This is a genomic window from Streptomyces sp. NPDC085931 (genome assembly GCF_044540565.1).
Classification (GTDB): Bacteria; Actinomycetota; Actinomycetes; order Streptomycetales; family Streptomycetaceae; genus Streptomyces.
Window position 1 is genome coordinate 62,265 of sequence record NZ_JBITSK010000002.1, and the last position, 18,009, is coordinate 80,273.

Here is an 18,009-nt window from a genome sequence, read left to right on the forward strand (position 1 = left end):
CGACCGCGCTCCCCCACCCCCACCCCTGCGCACAAGGACGGAGAAGCCCATGGCGGGCGCCATTCACGCCACGGGTCTGGTGAAGACCTTCGGCGATGTCCGGGCCGTCGACGGAGTCGACCTGGACGTACCGGAAGGCAGCGTGCTGGGGCTGCTGGGCCCCAACGGAGCGGGCAAGACCACCATGGTGCGTCTGCTCACCACGCTGCTGCGCCCGGACGCGGGCACCGCGACCGTGGCCGGTCACGACGTGGTCCGCGACCCGGACTCGGTGCGGCTCGCGATCGGCCTGTCGGGCCAGTTCGCCGCCGTCGACGACCGGCTCACCGGCCGCGAGAACCTCCGCATGATCGGCGAGCTGTACGGGCTGCGCTCGCGCCCGGCCCGGCGGCGCGCCGACGAACTGCTCGACCGGTTCGACCTGGCCGGCGCCGCCGACCGGGTGTCGAGCACCTACTCCGGCGGCATGCGGCGCCGCCTGGACCTGGCGTGCGCGCTGGTGGTGCGGCCCTCGGTGATGTTCCTGGACGAGCCGTCGGTCGGTCTGGACCCGACGAGCCGGCTGCTGCTGTGGGACGCCATCGAGGATCTGGTGCGGCAGGGCACCACGCTGCTGCTGACCACCCAGTACCTGGAGGAGGCCGACCGGCTCGCCCAGGACCTCGCGGTGGTCGACCACGGGCGGATCATCGCCCGGGGAACCCCCCACGACCTCAAGGCCAGGGCCGGCGGCCGGCGCATCGAGCTGGTCGTGTCCTGGTCCGAGCAACTCGACGCCGCCGCACGGCTGCTGGCCCGGCTCGCCGGCCGCACCCCGGACGTCGACCGGCCCCGGGCCACGGTGTCCGCGCCGGCCGAGGGCGGGGTGCGGCTGCTGGCGGAGGTGGTCAACGCGCTGGACGCCGAGGGCATCGAGATCACCGACATCGGGCTGCGCCGCCCCACTCTGGACGAGGTCTTCCTGGCCCTGACCGAGAACGTGTCACCAGGCACCGGGTGGGCCGCGGTGGGCGTCGGCGCGCCGAGCGAGAAGGAGTGATGAACGTGTCGGCAGCGGCACCCGCCGTACCCGAACTGAAGCCCGGTACGGCCGCCAAGGCCGTACGCGACGTCCTGGTGGTGACCCGGCGCAACGTGCTGCGCATGGTGCGGATCCCCGAGGTGCTGATCCTCAGCCTGGTGCAGCCCGTGGTGTTCGTGCTGCTCTTCGCCTACCTGTTCGCCGGCTCCTTCGGACTGCCCGGCGCGCAGGGCCCGGCGGCCTACCGGGAGTTCATGATGCCGGGGTTCTTCGCCCAGACCATCGCGTTCGCCACGGCCAGCAACAGCAGCGTCAGCATGGCCACCGACGTGCACAGCGGCATGGTGGACCGGTTCCGGTCGCTGCCGATGGCGCGCGGCGCGCTGCTGACCGGGCGCACGGTCGCGGACCTGGTGCAGAACGTGATCGTCATCGTGGTGATGATCCTCTGCGCGCTGCTGGTCGGCTGGCGGATCCACCACGGTGTGCTCCGGGCGGTCGCGGCCTTCGCGCTGCTGCTGCTCATGGGGTACGCGCTGTCGTGGGTGGGCGTCGTCGTCGGACTGTCGGTGCGCGCCCCGGAGGCGGCGGCGACCAGCAACTTCCTGTGGCTGTTCCCGCTGACGTTCCTGTCCAACGCGTTCGTGGCGCCGTCCACGCTGCCGACGGTGCTGCGCTGGGCCGCCGAGTGGAATCCGCTGAGCGCGACGGTGCAGGCGGCCCGCGAGCTGTTCGGCAACCCGGGGCTCGCCGCCACCGGGGCATGGCCCGCGCAGCATCCGGTGCTGGTCTCGGTGACCTGGTCGGTGGTCATCGCCGTGGTGTGCCGGACGCTGGCGGTACGCCGCTACCGTGCGGCCGGTGCCTGAGGGGGACGGCCTGATGACGGACGCCACGTTCCGGGCGGATCTGATCCGGCCGGTGCACGAACTGCTCGCCGGGCACGCGGCCCGGCAGCCGGACCGCGTCGCCTTCAAGGACGGCCGCCGCTCGGTCACCTGGGCCGAGCTGGACCGGCGCACGGCGCGGGTCGCCGGGCACCTGGTGGGCCTGGGTCTTGGCCGCGGCGAGTCGGCGGTGATCTACCTGCCGAACCGGGTGGAGACGGTGGAGAGTTATCTCGCCGTCACCCGCGCCGCCGGCGTGGGGGTGCCGCTGAACCCGCAGTCGACCGACCCCGAACTGGCCCATCTGCTGGCGGACTGCGCGGCCCGGGTGGTCATCACGGGTGCGGCGCAGCTGCCGCAGGTGCGCCGGGTCCTCGCGGACCGGCCGGACGTCGTGGTGATCCTGGTCGGTGACGCCTCCGAGCCGGGGTTCGCCGAGGCCCGCGACGAGACGCTGCCGCAGTGGGAGGTCCTGGCGTCGACCTGGTCGCTGCGCGACCCGCCCCGCGACGACCTGGGCCTGGACGAGCCGGCCTGGATGCTGTACACCTCCGGCACGACCGGACGCCCCAAGGGCGTCGTCTCCACGCAGCGCGGCTCCCTGTGGGCGACGGCCGCGTGCAACGCCCCGCTGCTGGGGCTGTCGCCGCAGGACCGCCTCGTGTGGCCGATGCCCCTCTTCCACGCGGCGGCGCACAACATCTGCGTGCTCGGTGTGGTCGCCGTCGGCGCGAGCGCCCGCATCACCGACGCGCCGGCGGCCGAGGAGGTGCTGCTCCGGGCGCGGGAGGAGGACGCCACGTTCCTGGTGGGCGTGCCGACGCTGTTCCACCACATGGTGGAGCTGGCCCGCTCCGGTGCCGTGGAGGTGCCGCGGCTGCGGGTGTGCATGGTGGCGGGCTCCTCCTGCCCGCGGTCCCTGCACGAGGAGTTCCGGGCCGCCTTCGGCATCGGGCTGCTGGACAGCTACGGCTCCACCGAGACCGGCGGCGCCATCACGACCAACCTGCCCGGCGGGCCGTACGTGCCGGGTTCGTGCGGGGTGCCGCTGCCCGGGCTGACGCTGCGGCTGACCGATCCGCGCACCCGCGCGGAGGTCGAACCGGGCTCCGAGGGGGAGATCTGGGTCTCCAGCCCCGCCCTGATGCTGGGCTACCACCGGCAGCCGGAGGAGACCGCGGCCGTCCTGTCGGACGGCTGGTACCGCACCGGTGACCTGGCCCGGCAGGACGCCGACGGCTATGTGACGATCACGGGCCGGCTCAAGGAGCTCATCATCCGCGGCGGGGAGAACATCCACCCGCGCGAGGTGGAGCAAGCGCTCGCCGCGGCCCCCGGGGTGGCCGACGCGGCCGTGGCGGGTGTCCCGCACGAGTCGCTCGGCGAGGTCCCCGCGGCCTACCTGGTGCCGGGCCCGGACGGGATCGACGTCGACGCCGTGCTGGCCGTGTGCCGGGAGCGGCTGTCGGCGTTCAAGCTGCCGGAGGAGATCCACGAGATCGCCGAGGTGCCGCGCAACCCGGCCGGCAAGGTCATCCGCAAGGAACTGGCCGGTGCGGCGGGCCGGTTGCTGTGGCGCCGGAACCGGCAGGCCGCGGAGTCGGCCCGCCGGTACACCGGCGCCGCCGACCTGGGGCTGGACGACACCGGTCACCCGTTGCTGACCGCGTGCGTCGAGCTGCCCGACCGGCAGGAACTGGTGTACACCGGCCGTCTCACGGCCGCCGGGACCGACCCCTCGCTGCTGCGGCGGACCGGCGGCGGCACGGTCCTGGCCGGATCCGCGCTGCTGGAGCTGGTGCTGTACGCGGCAGGCCGGGCCGGCTGCGCGCGCGTGGTCGAACTCTCGGCCGACGAGCCGCTGGTGGTGCCCCGCGAGGACGGTGTGCAGCTGCGGGTGACCGTGGGCGCGGCGGACGGTGCCGGTGTGCGGCGCGTGGAGGTGCACGGACGGCGGGACGCGCACGGCGCCGCGGACCGCCCGTGGGCCCGGCACGCGACGGGCGCGGTGGCGCCCGGCGCCCTGCCGGAGCCGGACGATCCGGTGGCCGTGTGGCCCCCGCAGGGCGCCCGCCGCGACAGCGCCGGTGACGCCGAGCCGGACGGCCGGGTGCCGGGCGCGGTGTGGCGGCGGAACGACGAGGTGTTCGTGGAGGTGTCGCTGCCGGACTGGACCACGGCGCGGGACGGCTTCGAGGTGCACCCGGCCCTGCTGGAGGCGGCGTTCGCGGCCGCGGCCGGCAGGTCACCGGAACCGGTGACCGCGGTGTCCTGGCGCGAGGTGTCCCTGTACGCGGTGGACGCGTCGGTGCTGCGGGTGCGGCTGCGGGCCGCGGCGGACGGGACCTGGTCGGTGGACGCCTCGGACGGTGCCGGGGACCCGGTGCTGACGGCGCGCTCGGTGACATTCGCCCCGTTCGCCCGCGCTGCCGTCCGGGCGGCGTCCGCGGCCCAGCAGGACGGCCTGTTCGAGGAGGTGTGGGACGTCTTCGACCTGCCCCGCACGCCGCCGCGGCAGGAACGCTGGACGGTCGTCGGCGCGGACGCGCTGGGGGCCCGCTCGGGGCTGATGTCGGCCGGCCGCTACTGCGAGATCCAGCCCGGTCTGCCGGAGCTGCTGTCCGCGGTGGAGGAGGGCGCCCCGGTACCGGACGTGGTGGTCGTGTCGCCGGCCGGAACGGCGGAGGGACCGTCGTCCGCCGACGCGGTGCGCGCGGCCGTCGACGAGGCCCTGGGCTGGGTGCGGCACTGGGCCGGTCCCCGCTTCGCGCACAGCCGTCTCGTCGTGCTGACCCGCGGCGCCCTCGCCGCCCGGGAGGACGGCGTGCCGCCGGACCCGGCGGCCGCCGCCGTGTGGGGTCTGGTCGGCGCGGTCCAGGACCGGGCGCCGGGCCGGTTCGCGCTGATCGAGACCGACGCCGTCAAACGCTCCTGGCGGCGGGTGGAGGCCGCAGTCGCCTCGGGCGAGCCCCGGCTCGCGCTGCGCGGCGGCGAGGTCCGCCGGCCGCGAGCGGCCCGGCTGCCGGTGGCGGTGCCCGACAGTCCCCCGGCCGGGCGGGTCGCGCTGTTCGCCGCGGGCGAGGAGGCGGGTCCGGCGGCGTTCCTGCCGGCCGTGTGGCCCGGGCTCCGGCCGCTGCTGGCGGGCCCGTACGCGAAGAACGCGGCCGACCGGATGCCGACGGCCACCGGGGGCGGCGATCCGGTGCCGTGGGACGGCGATCCGGTGCCGTGGGAGCCCGGCGACCCGGCCGGATCCGTCCGGGCACTGCTCGCCGCCGGTCCCGCGACCGTGGTGTTCGCCGCTTCCGTACGGGCCGAGCGGGACGCCGACGTGGACGCCGCGCTGCGCCCCGTCGTGGACCCGGCACTGGAGCTGGTCCGCTCTGCACCCTCCGCCGCGGTGACGTCCGTGGTGTTCGCCACGCCCGGCCCGCGCGAGGCGGGACCCGCGGACGCGGCGGTCGCGGCGGTGTTCGACGTCTGCGCCCGCCGGCTGCGGGAGGCGGGGGTGGCGGCCGTGTCGGTGCGCGGCCCGGCCGGACCGCCGGAGGAGGCCGCCGACCTGTTCGCCGCGGCCGTCGACGCCGGACGGCCGGCGCTCACCGCCGAGCGGCCCGGGATACCGCGCCCGCGTACCGTCGCGCCCCTCACGGCGAGCGCCGCGCTGCTGCGCGGCCTCGCGCCGGGCACGGTGCGGCGGGCCGCGCGCGACGCGGTCGCCGACCCCGGCGGGCTGCGGCACCGCCTGGCCGCGCTCACGGGCGCCGAGCAGGAGGAGATCCTGCTGCGTCTGGTGCGCGGGCACTTCGCGGACGCGCTGGGCCGCACCGGCGCCGGACAGGTGCCCGCCGACCAGGAGATCCGCGAGCTGGGCTTCGACTCGCTGACCGCGCTGACCGCGCGCAACGCACTGGAGTCGGCAACCGGGCTGTCGCTGCCGGCGTCGGTGGTCTTCGACTTCGCGACACCGGCGGGGCTGGCCCGTCATCTGCGGGAGGAACTGCTCGCCGGCTGAGGCGGGCCGACGCCGGGCGGCAGGGCACCGAGGGGTGCGCTGCCGCCCGGTGCCGTGTTCGACGCCGCCCATGGAGGCCGGCCCGACAGGCCGGCCAGGAGGAGGAAGAGATGCGTGTCGAGAACGTGTACGTCGAGTCGCTGGGCGTGGTGCTGCCCGCCTGGGCCAGTGCCGAGCAGGCGGTGGCCGAGGGCCGGCTGGACGCGGAGATCCAGGCCGCGAACGGCCTGACCGGGGCGCATGTCGCGGGGGACGTACCGGCGATGGACCTGGCGGTGTCGGCGGCGCGGATCGCGCTGGACCGCTCGAAGATCGACCCGGAGGACCTGGGGGCGCACATCCACAGCGCGGTCCACTACCAGGCACCCGAAGGCGCGTACCCGCCCGGCTACATCCTGCGGGAGCTGGGGCTGGGACGGCTGCCCGCGCTCTTCCTCCAGCAGGGCTGCGACGGCATGCTCAGCGCGCTGGAGGTGGCGATCGGCAAGCTCACGGGGGCCGCCGAGGCGGGGTCGGTGCTGCTGACGACGGGGGAGAACTTCTCCTCCCCCACCATGGACCGCTGGCGGGGCTTCGGGCAGGCGTACATCCTCGGGGACGGCGCGGCGGCGGCGCTGGTCAGCGACGAGGGCGGGTTCGCCGAGGTGCGGTCGCTGAACTCCGGGGTGCTGCACGAGCTGGAGAAGTGGCACCGCGGTGACGGACCGCTGGTGCTGCGCGAGGGCGCCGGGTCGATGTCCGACATGGCCGAGCGGGCGCAGCGGTTCACCGAACGCGAGATGCCGCTGTCGGAGACGATGGAGAAGCTGACCCTGTTCGACCTGGACATCATCCAGCGTTCCCTGGTGGACGCCGGGATCAACGCCTCGGACCTGGCGAAGGTCGTCCCCATCAACATGGACGGCCGGATGATCGAGTACTCGATCATGATGCCGCTGGGGCTGACGATGGACCGGTGCAGCTGGGACTTCGGCCGGGCGGTGGGGCACGTGGGCGGCGCGGACGTGTTCATCACGCTGGAGCACCTGGTCCGCACCCGGGCGGTGTCCCCCGGCGACCACGTGCTGCTGGTGTCCCAGGGGCCCGGCTGGCTGTGCAGCGCGGCCGTGGTCACGGTCACCGAGGTGCCGCACTGGGCCGAGTGACCGCGCGGCACGACGCAAGGGCCCGTCCCCTCGGATGAGGGGGCGGGCCCTTGCGCTGTGTCCTCGGACCCACGTCAGGCGCCGAGGCCGGTCAGCCAGCCGTCGGTGGCGTCGGCGGTGGAGCGGGCGTGCGCCTCCATCATGGTGAAGTGGTTGCCGGGGACGTCGAGCACGGTGTGGGCCCGGTCCCAGGACGTCTGCCACTCGTGCGCGGGCAGCTCCTCCCCGGGGGCCGGGGGCACCGGCGGTTCGCTGGAACGCACCAGCAGGACCGGGCAGTCCAGCGGGCCCGGCTCCCATTCGCCGATGAGCGCCACGTACCAGCTCATGGCGGTCAGCCGGTCGGTGTCCATGTGCGCGAACATCGACTCACGTTCGAACATGCCGCTCAGCATCTGCTGGGAGAAGCGCAGGAACGGCGAGTCGGCCCGCGGCATGTAGGTGTCCAGCAGGACGACGGCGGCCGGTGCCGCGCCGCGCTCCTGCAGGCGCCGGGCCGCGGACAGGGCCAGCACGCCGCCGGAGGAGGAGCCGAGCAGGACCGCCGGGGTGTCGCCGACGGTGCGGTGCACGGCGTCGGCGTGCAGGTCGGCCACCGCGTCGAAGGTGGCGGGCAGCGGCTCCCCGGCGCCGAAGCCCTGGGTGGGCAGCGCCCACACGTCGCGCCGGCCGCGGAAGCGGGAGGCGAACCGGGCGTACTGGTGGACGCCGGCGAGGGCGACGTAGGAGCTGAAGCACACCAGGGGTGCGGCGGCGTCGCCGGCCGACAGGCGGATGGCCTCCGGGACGGACGGCAGGTCGGCCGGGGCGGTGAAGGTGGGGCGCAGTCCGGCCGCCGCCTGGAGCAGCGTGAAGCCGTCGTCCACCCGGCCGTCCAGGCAGGCCGCCTTGAACAGGCCGCCGATCGTGTCCTCGGCGCGGACCGGCGGACCGGCCGGAGCCGGGCCGCCGGCGGGTGCCGCGGCCCGCTGCGGCTCCGCGTCGAGGCGCTGGTGCAGGTGGGCGGCGAGCGCCTCGGGGGTGGCGTGGTCGAACAGCAGGGTGGGGGGCAGGGTGAGACCGGTCGCCGAGGCGAGGTGGTTTCGCAGTTCCACCACCGTCAGGGAGTCGAAGCCCTGCTCGGTGAAGAGGCGGTCGGGTTCGACCGCGTCGGCCGAGGGGTGGCCCAGCACGCTGGCGGCCAGGTCGCGGACCAGTCCGAGCAGACGGGCGCGGCCCTCCTCGGGCGTGGTGCCGGCGAGCAGGCGCGAGGTGACCGGTCCGCCGGTGGACCCGGCCTCGACCGTGCGGCGGGCCGCGGCGGTGGGAGCGGGGCGGAGCAGCGCGCGTACTCCCGCGGTGCCCGAGCCGGTGCGTACGGCGATCACCGCGGGGTCCGTGGCGGTCAGCGCGTCGTCCAGCAGGGCGAGGGCCTCGTCGGTGGCCAGCGGGCGCAGTCCGCCGCGGGCCAGCCGGCCGCGGTCGGTGGCGGACAGCCGGGAGGTCATGCCGCTGTCGCCGTCCCACAGTCCCCAGGCGACGGAGACGGCGGGCAGCCCGAGGGCGTGCCGGTGGGCGGCGAGCCCGTCGAGGAAGGCGTTCGCGGCCGCGTAGTTGGCCTGGCCGGGCGCGCCGAAGGTGCCGGCCGCGGAGGAGAACAGCACGAACGCCGTCGGGCCGAGGTGCGCGGTGGCGTCGTGCAGGTGCCGGGCGCCGTCCGCCTTGGGCCGCAGCACGGTGTCCAGACGGCCCGGGTCGAGGGCGGTGAGCACGGCGTCGTCGGTGGCGCCGGCCGCGTGGACGACGCCCGTGAGCGGCGCGTCGTCGGGCAGCCGGCTCAGCAGGCGGGTGACGTCGGCGCGGTCGGCGACGTCGCAGGCCTCCAGCCGGACCCTGGCCCCCAGTGCGGTCAGTTCGGCGACCAGGGTGTCGGCGCCGTCGGCGGCGGGGCCGCGGCGGCCGGCCAGCAGCAGGGAGCGCACGCCGTGCCGGGTGACCAGGTGCCGGGCGACGGCCCGGCCGAGGGTGCCGGTGGCGCCGGTGACCAGGACGGTTCCGGCGGCCAGGCCGGGCGTGGTGGGGCCGGTGGCGGCGGGGGCGACGTCGGGGTGCAGGAGGCGTCCGTCGCGGACGGCGCCGTGCGGGTGGCCGGCGGCGACCGCGGCGAGCAGCGCCCGGTCGTCGGCGTCCGTGGGCTCGCCGGGCAGGTCCAGCAGCTGGAACCGTCCGGGGTGCTCGGCCTGCGCGGAGCGCACCAGTCCCCACAGGGCGGCGCCGGCGACGTCCGGCAGGGCCGCCCCGGCAGACGCGGTGACCGGGCCGGCGGTGACGGCGGCGCGGGTGACGAGGACCAGCCGGGAGCCGGCGAACCGGTCGTCGGCCAGCCAGCCGCACATCAGCTCGTGCACCCGGGTCAGCAGGCCCCGTACCGCGTCGGGTGCCGCGTGGCCGTCGGGGCGGCTGGGTTCGGGGGCCACCAGGACCAGTTCGGGCATGGTCATGCCGGTGTCGACCGCCTTGGCCAGGGCCTCCAGGTCGGCGTAGGTCTCCAGGTGCACGCCGGCCCCGTCGAGGGCGGCGGCGACGCGGTCGTCACCGGCGCCGAGGACGATCCAGCGCACCGACTCCGCGCGCGGCGCGGCCGGCAGTGGCAGGGTCTCCCGCCAGTCCAGGCGCAGCAGTTCGGGCCGGTCCGGGCCCTCGGCGGGGCTCACCGCGCGCAGGGTGATCGCGTCGGCGGTGGCGACCGGCTGCCCGGTGGTGTCGGCGACGAGGACGGAGTAGCCGTGGTCGTGCCCGGCGGGGGCCAGCCGCACCCGCAGCGCGGTGGCGCCGGTGGCGTGCAGGGTCAGCCCGGTCCAGGCGAACGGCAGCATGGGCGGGGCGGGTTCGTCCGCCGGTACTCCCGGGCGCCGCACCAGCAGCGCCTGGACGGCGGCGTCCAGGAGCGCGGGGTGCAGGCCGTGGCGGGCGGCGTCCTCCCGGTACGGCTCGGGCAGTTCGACCTCGGCGAAGACCTCCTCGCCGCGCTGCCACACGGTGCGCAGCCCGCGGAAGCCGGGCCCGTAGTCGAAACCGGCCGCGGCGAAGGCGGCGTAGGGGTCGGAGTCGGAGACGAGGACGGCGCCGGGCGGCGGCCAGGCGGCCAGGTCGCCCGTCGGCGGGGAGGGGACCTGCGGCGCGAGGACGCCCCGGGCGTGGGGGCGCCAGTCCCCCCCGTCCCCGGCGGGCCGTGACCAGATGCCGAAGGAGCGGCGCCCGGACTCGTCGGGGGCGTCGACGGTGACCTGGACGGGGACGGCTCCCCGCTCCGGTACGGCGAGCGGGCTGAGCAGGGTGAGTTCGCTCAGGTGGCCGCAGCCGGCCCGGTCGCCGACGTGTACGGCGAGGTCGAGGAAGCCGGTGGCGGGGAGGATGACCTGCCCGAGGACGGCGTGGTCGGCGAGCCAGGGCTGGGTGCGCGTGGACAGCCGCCCGGTGAACAGCAGCTCCTGGGAGCCCGCCCGGGTGATCTCGGCGTCGAGGAACGGGTGACCGGCGGGATCGGCTCCGCCGGCTGCGGCCACCGCGTCGGCCGGCACGGTGGGCAGCCAGTAGCGCTGCCGCTGGAAGGCGTACGTGGGCAGGGGCACGGGCCGGGTGCCGGGCAGCAGGGCCGCCCAGTCGGGGTCGGCGCCGTGGGCGAAGAGGGTGGCGACCGCGGTGAGCAGCCGGCGTCGTTCGGGCTGGTCGCGCTGGACGGCGGCGGTGAACACCGCGTCCGGCGCGGCCTCGGGCTCCGCCTCGGTGAGGGCCGCCTCGGCGAGGGCGGTGAGCCGGCTGTCGGGGCCCACCTCCAGGAAGCGGCGCGTCCCGAGGTCGCGCAGGCGCAGCAGGGCGTCGTGGAACCGGACCGGCCGCCTGACGTGCCGTACCCAGTACTCGGGGTCGGTGAGCAGGCCGGTTTCCGCGGCCGAGCCGGTCACGGTCGACACGACGGGCAGGGCCGGCTCGGCGTAGGAGAGGCCGGTGACGACGGCCCGGAACTCCTCGAGCACCGGCTCCATCAGGGGCGAGTGGAAGGCGTGGCCGACCCGCAGCCGGGTGGCGCGCCGGCCCAGCCGGGCGAAGTGCGCGCAGACCTCCGTCACGGCGTCCTCGGTGCCGGAGACGACGGTGTCGTCGGGCCCGTTGAGGGCGGCGACGCCGATCTCGTCCTCCCGTCCGGCCAGCAGGGGCGCCACCTCGGCCTCGGTGGCCCGCACGGCGGCCATCGCACCGCCCGGCGGGAGGGCCTGCATCAGGCGTCCGCGGGCGGCCACCAGGGCGCAGGCGTCGTCGAGGGAGAACACGCCGGCCACATGGGCCGCGGCGATCTCTCCGATGGAGTGGCCCGCGAGCACGTCGGGGCGTACGCCGAGCGACTCCAGCAGCCGGAACAGCGCGACCTCGAAGGCGAAGAGGGCGGGCTGGGCGTACTCGGTGCGGTGCACGAGGTCGGCGTCGTCCCCGAACACGGCCTCGCGCAGGCCGGGGACGCGTGCGCACACGGCGTCGAAGGCGTCGGCGAACACCGGGAAGGCGGCGTGCAGTTCACGGCCCATGCCGGGGCGCTGGGCGCCCTGTCCGGTGAACAGGAAGGCGGTGCGTCCGCCGGTGCGGGCGGTGCCGGTGACGGTGGCCGGCAGCGGGGTGCCGTCGGCGAGGGCCCGGAGCTGGGCGGTGAGGTCGTCCGGGCCCGCGCCGACGAGGACGGCGCGGTGGGGGAAGGCGGTGCGGGTGGTGGCCAGGGCAAGGGCGGTGTCGGCCGGGGCCACGCCGGGGTGCGCGCTCACGTGGTCGAGCAGGCGGCGGGCCTGGTCGCGCAGGGCCCGCGGGTCGCGGCCGCTGACGACCCACGGGACGTCGCCGGACGGCTTCTCCTCCGTGCCGGCGGCGGGCTGTTGCGGGGCGGGTTGTTCGGGGGCGGCTTCGAGGACGACGTGCGCGTTGGTGCCGCTGATCCCGAACGACGACACACCCGCACGCCGCGGCCGGTCCCCCGGCACGGTCCACTCCCGCGCCTCGGTCAGCAGCTCGACCGCACCCTGCTCCCAGTCCACGTGCGAGGACGGCGCGTCCACGTGCAGCGTCGCCGGCAGCACACCGTGCTCCATCGCCAGCACCATCTTCATCACACCCGCCACACCGGCACCCGCCTGCGTGTGACCCACATTCGACTTCACCGAACCCAGGTACAGCGGACGCTCCGCGTCATGCTCCTGCCCGTAGGTAGCGAGCAGGGCCTGCGCCTCGATCGGGTCACCCAGCCGCGTGCCCGTGCCGTGCGCCTCCACCGCGTCCACCTCGGCCGCCGACAGCCCGGCGTCCGCGAGCGCGGCCCGGATCACCCGCTGCTGAGAGGGGCCGTTCGGCGCGCTCAGACCGTTGGACGCGCCGTCCTGGTTGACCGCGCTGCCCTTCACCACCGCCAGTACGCGATGCCCCAGCCGGCGCGCGTCCGACAACCGCTCCACCAGCAGCAGACCGCCGCCCTCGGAGAACCCGGTGCCGTCCGCCGCGTCCGCGAACGCCTTGCACCGCCCGTCAGCCGCCAGCCCCTGCTGACGGCTGAAGTCGACGAACAGACCGGGCGTCGACATCACGGTGACTCCGCCCGCGAGGGCGAGGTCGCACTCCCCCGCCCGCAGCGACTGCACGGCCAGGTGCAGGGCCACGAGGGAGGACGAGCAGGCGGTGTCGACGGTGACGGCCGGGCCTTCCAGGCCGAAGGTGTACGACAGCCGGCCCGACATGACACTGGCGGAGTTGCCGGTGCCCAGGTGGGCTCCGACCTCGTCGCCCGGTGCGATCGGGCGGGAGGTGTAGTCCTGGTAGTTGGTGCCGGCGAAGACACCGGTGCGGCTGCCGCGCAGCGCGCGCGGGTCGATCCCGGCCCGCTCGAACGTCTCCCACGCCATCTCCAGCAGCAGCCGCTGCTGCGGGTCCATGGCGAGGGCCTCACGCGGCGAGATGTTGAACACGCCCGGGTCGAAGTCCGCGAAGCCGTCGAGGAAACCACCGGTGAGCGTGGAGGTGCGGCCGGCCCGTCCGGGCTCGGGGTCGTACAGGGACTCCAGGTCCCAGTCCCGGTCCTGCGGGAAGGGGCCCATCACGTCGGTGCCGTCGGCCAGGAGCTGCCAGAAGCGCTCGGGGGTGTCCGCGCCGCGGGGGAAGCGGCAGGCCATGCCGACGATCACGACGGGGTCGTCGGCGGTGTCCGTGCGCGGCCCGGCGGGGCCGGCGCCGGAGGCGGGGAGCCCCTGCCGGGGGGCGAGTTGCTGGTCGAGGTGTTCGGCGAGCGCGGCCGGGGTCGGGTAGTCGTAGACGAGGGTGGCGGGCAGCCGCATGCCGGTCGCCTCGCCGAGGGTGTTGCGCAGTTCGACGGCGGTGAGGGAGTCGAAGCCGAGTTCGCGGAAGGCGCGGGCGGGTTCGACGTCGTCGGGGCTCGGGTGGTTGAGGACGTAGGCGATGTGGGCGCGGACGAGGTGCAGCAGGGCGTGCCTGCGGTCCGCGTCGGAGAGGGCGGCGAGCTGGGCGGGGAGCCCGCCCTCGGTGTCCGCCGTGTCCGTTTCGCCGGCGCCGGGTGCGGGCCGGTTCGCCCGCAGGCGCTCGAGGTCGGGCAGGGCGGCGTACAGGCGCCGGGGACGGCCCTTGTCGAGTTCGGCGCCGAAGACCTCCCAGTCGATGTCGGTGACGACCAGCGTCGTGTCGTCGTGGTCGAGGGCGTCCTGGAGGGCGGTGACCGCGACGGCGGGGTCCATCAGGCGGACGCCGTGCCGCTGGAGGCGTTCGCCGACGGTGCCGGAGGCCATGCCGCCGTCGGCCCAGCCGCTCCAGGCGACGGCGGTGGCGGGCAGTCCGCGGGCGCGGCGGTCCTCGGCGAGGGCGTCGAGGAAGGCGTTGCCGGGGGCGTAGTTGCCGTGTCCGGGGCTGCCGAAGACGCCCGACGAGGAGGAGAACAGCACGAACGCGGACAGGTCGAGTCCGGCGGTGGCGGCGTCGAGGTTGAGGGCGCCGCCGACCTTGACCCGCAGGACCTCGGCGAGCCGGTCAGGGGTGAGGGAGCCGATGACGCCGTCGTCGAGGACGGCCGCGGTGTGGAAGACGGCGGTCAGGGGCCGGCCGGCGGGGATGGCGGCGAGCAGGGAGCCGAGGGCGTCGGGATCGGCGATGTCGCAGGCGGCCAGCTCGGCGCGGGCTCCGTGGGCGGCGAGTTCCTCCAGCAGCCCGGCGGCGCCCTCCGCGTCGGGGCCGGAGCGGCTGACGAGCAGCAGGTGCTCGGCGCCGGAGCGGGCGAGCCAGCGGGCGACGTGCCGGCCGAGGGCGCCGGTGCCGCCGGTGACCAGGACGGTGCCGCCGGGCTGCCAGCGGCGGCGGGCGGGCAGCCCGCCGGTGGCGGCGCGTTCCAGGCGGCGGCCGAGGACGCCGGCGGGGCGGATGGCGACCTGGTCCTCGTGGTCGGTGCCCCCGAGGACCGCGATCAGCCGGTCGGCGGCGCGGTCGTCCGGGTCGGCCGGCAGGTCGGCCAGGCCGCCCCAGCAGTCGGCCTGTTCCAGCGCGACGACCCGGCCGAAGCCCCAGACGAGGGCCTGGGCGGGGTGGTCGGGGCCCGCTGCGGGCGCGGTGGCGACGGCGCCGCGGGTCAGGAACCACACCGGCAGGCGGGTGTTGAGGTCGTCCATGGCCTGGACGAGGGCGACGGTGGCGGCGAACCCGCCCGGCAGCAGCGGGTGGCCGGGGTGCGGGGTGTCGTCCAGGGCGAGGAGGGACAGCACGGCCCGGGCTCCGTCGGCCGCGCCGGACAGGGCGGCGGCGAGGGCGGCGCGGTCGGCGGCGGTGTCGACGACGACCGGAACGCAGTCGGCGCCGGCCCGGGTGAGGGCGGCGCGGACCGCGGTGGCCTCGGGGCCGTCCTCGTGGCCGCGGGGCACCAGCAGCGGCCAGCGTCCGGTCAGCGCGGGGGCGGGGTGGTCGGCCAGGGGGTGCCAGGTGATGCGGTAGCGCCAGCGGTCGGCGGTGGCCCGGTCGGTGCTGCGCCTGCGGTAGCCGGCCAGGGCGGGGGCGAGGGCGGAGACGGTGTCCGGCTCCAGGTCGAGGGCGGCGGCCAGGGTGTCGAGGTCGCCCGCCTCGACGGCCTGCCAGAACGGGGCGTCCGCGGTGCCGGCGGCGGTGTCCGCGGCCGGCGCGCCGGTGAAGGCGGGCCAGTAGCGGCGGCGTTGGAAGGCGTAGACGGGCAGGTCGACGCGGTGGGCGGGCTCGTCGTGGACGGCCGTCCAGTCGACGCTGCCGCCGCGCACGGCGAGGGCGGCGGCGGAGGCGAGGAAGCGCTCGGGTCCGCCTTCGGAGCGGCGCAGGGTGCCGAGGACGGCGCCGTCGGTGATGCCGAGGTCCTCCAGGATGTCGCCGACCGCGGTGGTGACGACGGGGTGCGGGCCGGCCTCGACGAAGACGCGGTGCCCGGCTGCGGCGAGGTCCCGCACGGTGGTCTCGAAGCGGACCGGGCGGCGGACGTTGTCGTACCAGTAGGCGGCGTCGAGGGTGGTGGTGTCCTCGACGCGGGCCCCGGTGACGGTGGAGTGGAAGGGGATTTGTGCGGGGCGCGGGCGGACCGGGGCGAACCCGGCGAGGAGCGCGTCGCGGACCTCCTCCACCTGGGCGCAGTGGGAGGCGTAGTCCACGGGGACGCGGCGGGCGCGGACCCCGGCGTCGGTGAGGACGGTCAGGAGTTCGGCGAGCGGTTCGGCGTCCCCGGAGACGGTGACCGAGCGCGGGCCGGTGACCGAACCCACCGAGATCCGGCCCTCGTAGGGGGTCAGGAGCTGTTCCACCTCGGCGAGCGGCAGGGGGACGGCCACCATGCCGCCGCGGCCGGTGATGGCGGTCAGTTCCCGGGAGCGGGTGACGACGACGCGGGCGGCGTCCTCCAGGGTGAGGACGCCGGCAATGTGGGCGGCGGCGATCTCGCCCTGGCTCTGCCCGGCCACCGCGGCGGGGCGCACTCCGCAGGCCATCCACAGCCGGGCGAGTGCGACGCAGACGACGAACAGGGTGGGCTGGACGACGTCGAGGCGCTCCAGCGGCGGGGCGCCCGGTGCGCGGCGCAGCACGTCGAGGACCGCGTAGTCGGTGAACGCCTCGACCGCGGCGGCGGCCTCGTCGAAGAAGCGGCGGAACCGCGGGTCGGCCCCGTACAGCTCGGTGGCCATGCCCTCCCACTGGGGGCCCTGGCCGGGAAAGAGGAGGACCGGGTCGCCGTCGGTGTCGGCGACACCGCGCACGACGGCCGCGTCGGGTGTGCCCTCGGCGAGTGAGGCCAGGCCGCGCAGGAGATCGTCCCGGTCGCGGGCGACGACCACGGCCCGGTGTTCGAGGGCGGGCCGGGTGGCGGCCAGGGACCAGGCCAGGTCGGCGGGGCGGGGCGTGCCGTCGGGGGCGGCCCGCAGGTGGGCGGCGAGGCGGGCGGCCTGCGCGCGCAGGGCGGCGGCGGTGCGCCCGGAGACGGGGAAGGCCCGGGCGCGGGGGGTGTCGTCGGCCGGCGCGGCCGTCTCGTCCGGGTCCGGCTCGGGGGCCTGTTCGAGGATGACGTGGGCGTTGGTGCCGCTGACGCCGAAGGAGGAGACCGCGGCGCGGCGCGGCCGGTCGCCGGTGCCGGGCCAGTCGCGGGCCTCGGTGAGCAGTTCGACGTGGCCCGCGCTCCAGTCGACGTGCCGGCTGGGCCGGTCGACGTGCAGGGTGGCCGGCAGGCGGCCGGCGCGCAGGGCGAGGACGGTCTTGATGACGCCGGCGACTCCGGCGGCGGCCTGGGTGTGGCCGATGTTGGACTTCACCGAGCCGAGCAGCAGCGGGCGGTCGGCGGGCCGGTCCTGGCCGTAGGTGGCCAGCAGGGCCTGGGCCTCGATGGGGTCGCCGAGGGTGGTGCCGGTGCCGTGCGCCTCGACGGCGTCGACGTCGGCGGGGGCGAGTCCGGCGGAGCGCAGGGCCTGCCAGATGACGCGTTCCTGGGACGGCCCGTTGGGTGCGGTCAGGCCGTTGGAGGCGCCGTCCTGGTTGACGGCGGAGCCGCGCAGCACGGCGAGGACGGGGTGGCCGTTGCGGCGGGCGTCGGCCAGCCGCTCGACGACGAGGACGCCGGCGCCCTCGCCCCAGGCGGTGCCGTCGGCCGCGTCGGCGAAGGCCCGGCAGCGTCCGTCCGGGGACAGCCCGCGCTGGCGGCTGAATTCGAGGAAGATCGTCGGGGTCGACATGACGGTGACGCCGCCGGCCAGGGCCAGGTCGCACTCCCCCGCGCGCAGCGCCTGCGCGGCCAGGTGCAGGGTGACCAGGGAGGAGGAGCAGGCGGTGTCGACGGAGACGGCCGGGCCCTCCAGGCCCAGGGTGTACGAGATGCGCCCGGAGAGCACGCTGGGCGAGTTGCCGACACCGTCGTCGCCGGCGTTGTCGGAGTGGGCGAGCAGGGCGGGGTAGTCCTGCAGGTTGGTGCCGGCGAACACGCCGGTGCGGCTGCCGCGCAGGGCGAGCGGGTCGATGCCGGCGCGTTCCAGGGCCTCCCAGCAGATCTCCAGCAGCAGCCGCTGCTGCGGGTCGGTGCCGACGGCCTCGCGCGGGGAGATGCCGAAGAACGAGGCGTCGAAGTCGGCGACCCGGTCGATGAACCCGCCGGTGCGGGTGTAGCTGCGGCCGGGCGTGCCCGGTTCCGGGTCGTAGAGCGACTCGACGTCCCAGCCGCGGTCGCGCGGCCAGTCGGTCATCGCGTCGGTGCCGTCCTCCAGCAGCCGCCACAGGTCGTCGGGGCCGGACACGCCGCCGGGGAAGCGGCAGCCCATCGCGACGATCGCTATGGGTTCCTTCTCGCGGGCCTCGGCCGCCGCCAGCCGCTGTCGCGTCTGGTGGAGATCGGCCGTGACCTTCTTCAGGTAGCCGAGGAGCTTGTCCTCATCGCTC

Annotated in this window: 4 protein-coding genes and 1 pseudogene; 4 read left to right on the plus strand and 1 reads right to left on the minus strand. The window is 76.2% G+C overall.

Annotated elements, in window-relative coordinates; genetic code table 11:
- The first annotated feature begins 49 nt into the window (after positions 1–49).
- The 4 genes from ACIGAN_RS03650 (at position 50) to ACIGAN_RS03665 (ending at position 7,068) form a co-directional block, all read left to right on the plus strand.
- Positions 50–1,039, plus strand: a complete 990-nt coding sequence (locus tag ACIGAN_RS03650) for an ATP-binding cassette domain-containing protein (protein ID WP_399854659.1) — start codon at positions 50–52, stop codon at positions 1,037–1,039.
- Positions 1,039–1,890: an ABC transporter permease gene (locus ACIGAN_RS03655; protein ID WP_365743310.1), complete on the plus strand. Its 852-nt coding sequence runs from the start codon at positions 1,039–1,041 to the stop codon at positions 1,888–1,890. The genes ACIGAN_RS03650 and ACIGAN_RS03655 overlap by 1 nt, the downstream gene beginning before the upstream one ends.
- On the plus strand, positions 1,883–5,923 hold the full coding sequence (locus ACIGAN_RS03660; protein WP_399854660.1) for an AMP-binding protein: 4,041 nt from the start codon (positions 1,883–1,885) through the stop codon (positions 5,921–5,923). Before ACIGAN_RS03655 ends, ACIGAN_RS03660 begins: the two co-directional genes overlap by 8 nt.
- A gap of 110 nt (positions 5,924–6,033) precedes the next feature.
- On the plus strand, positions 6,034–7,068 hold the full coding sequence (locus ACIGAN_RS03665) for a ketoacyl-ACP synthase III family protein (RefSeq protein WP_365099786.1): 1,035 nt from the start codon (positions 6,034–6,036) through the stop codon (positions 7,066–7,068).
- 74 nt (positions 7,069–7,142) lie between these two features.
- Here the strand turns inward: ACIGAN_RS03665 and ACIGAN_RS03670 are convergent.
- Positions 7,143–17,984 (minus strand): annotated as a pseudogene (locus ACIGAN_RS03670) (type I polyketide synthase); the annotation flags it as partial.
- Positions 17,985–18,009 lie beyond the last annotated feature (25 nt).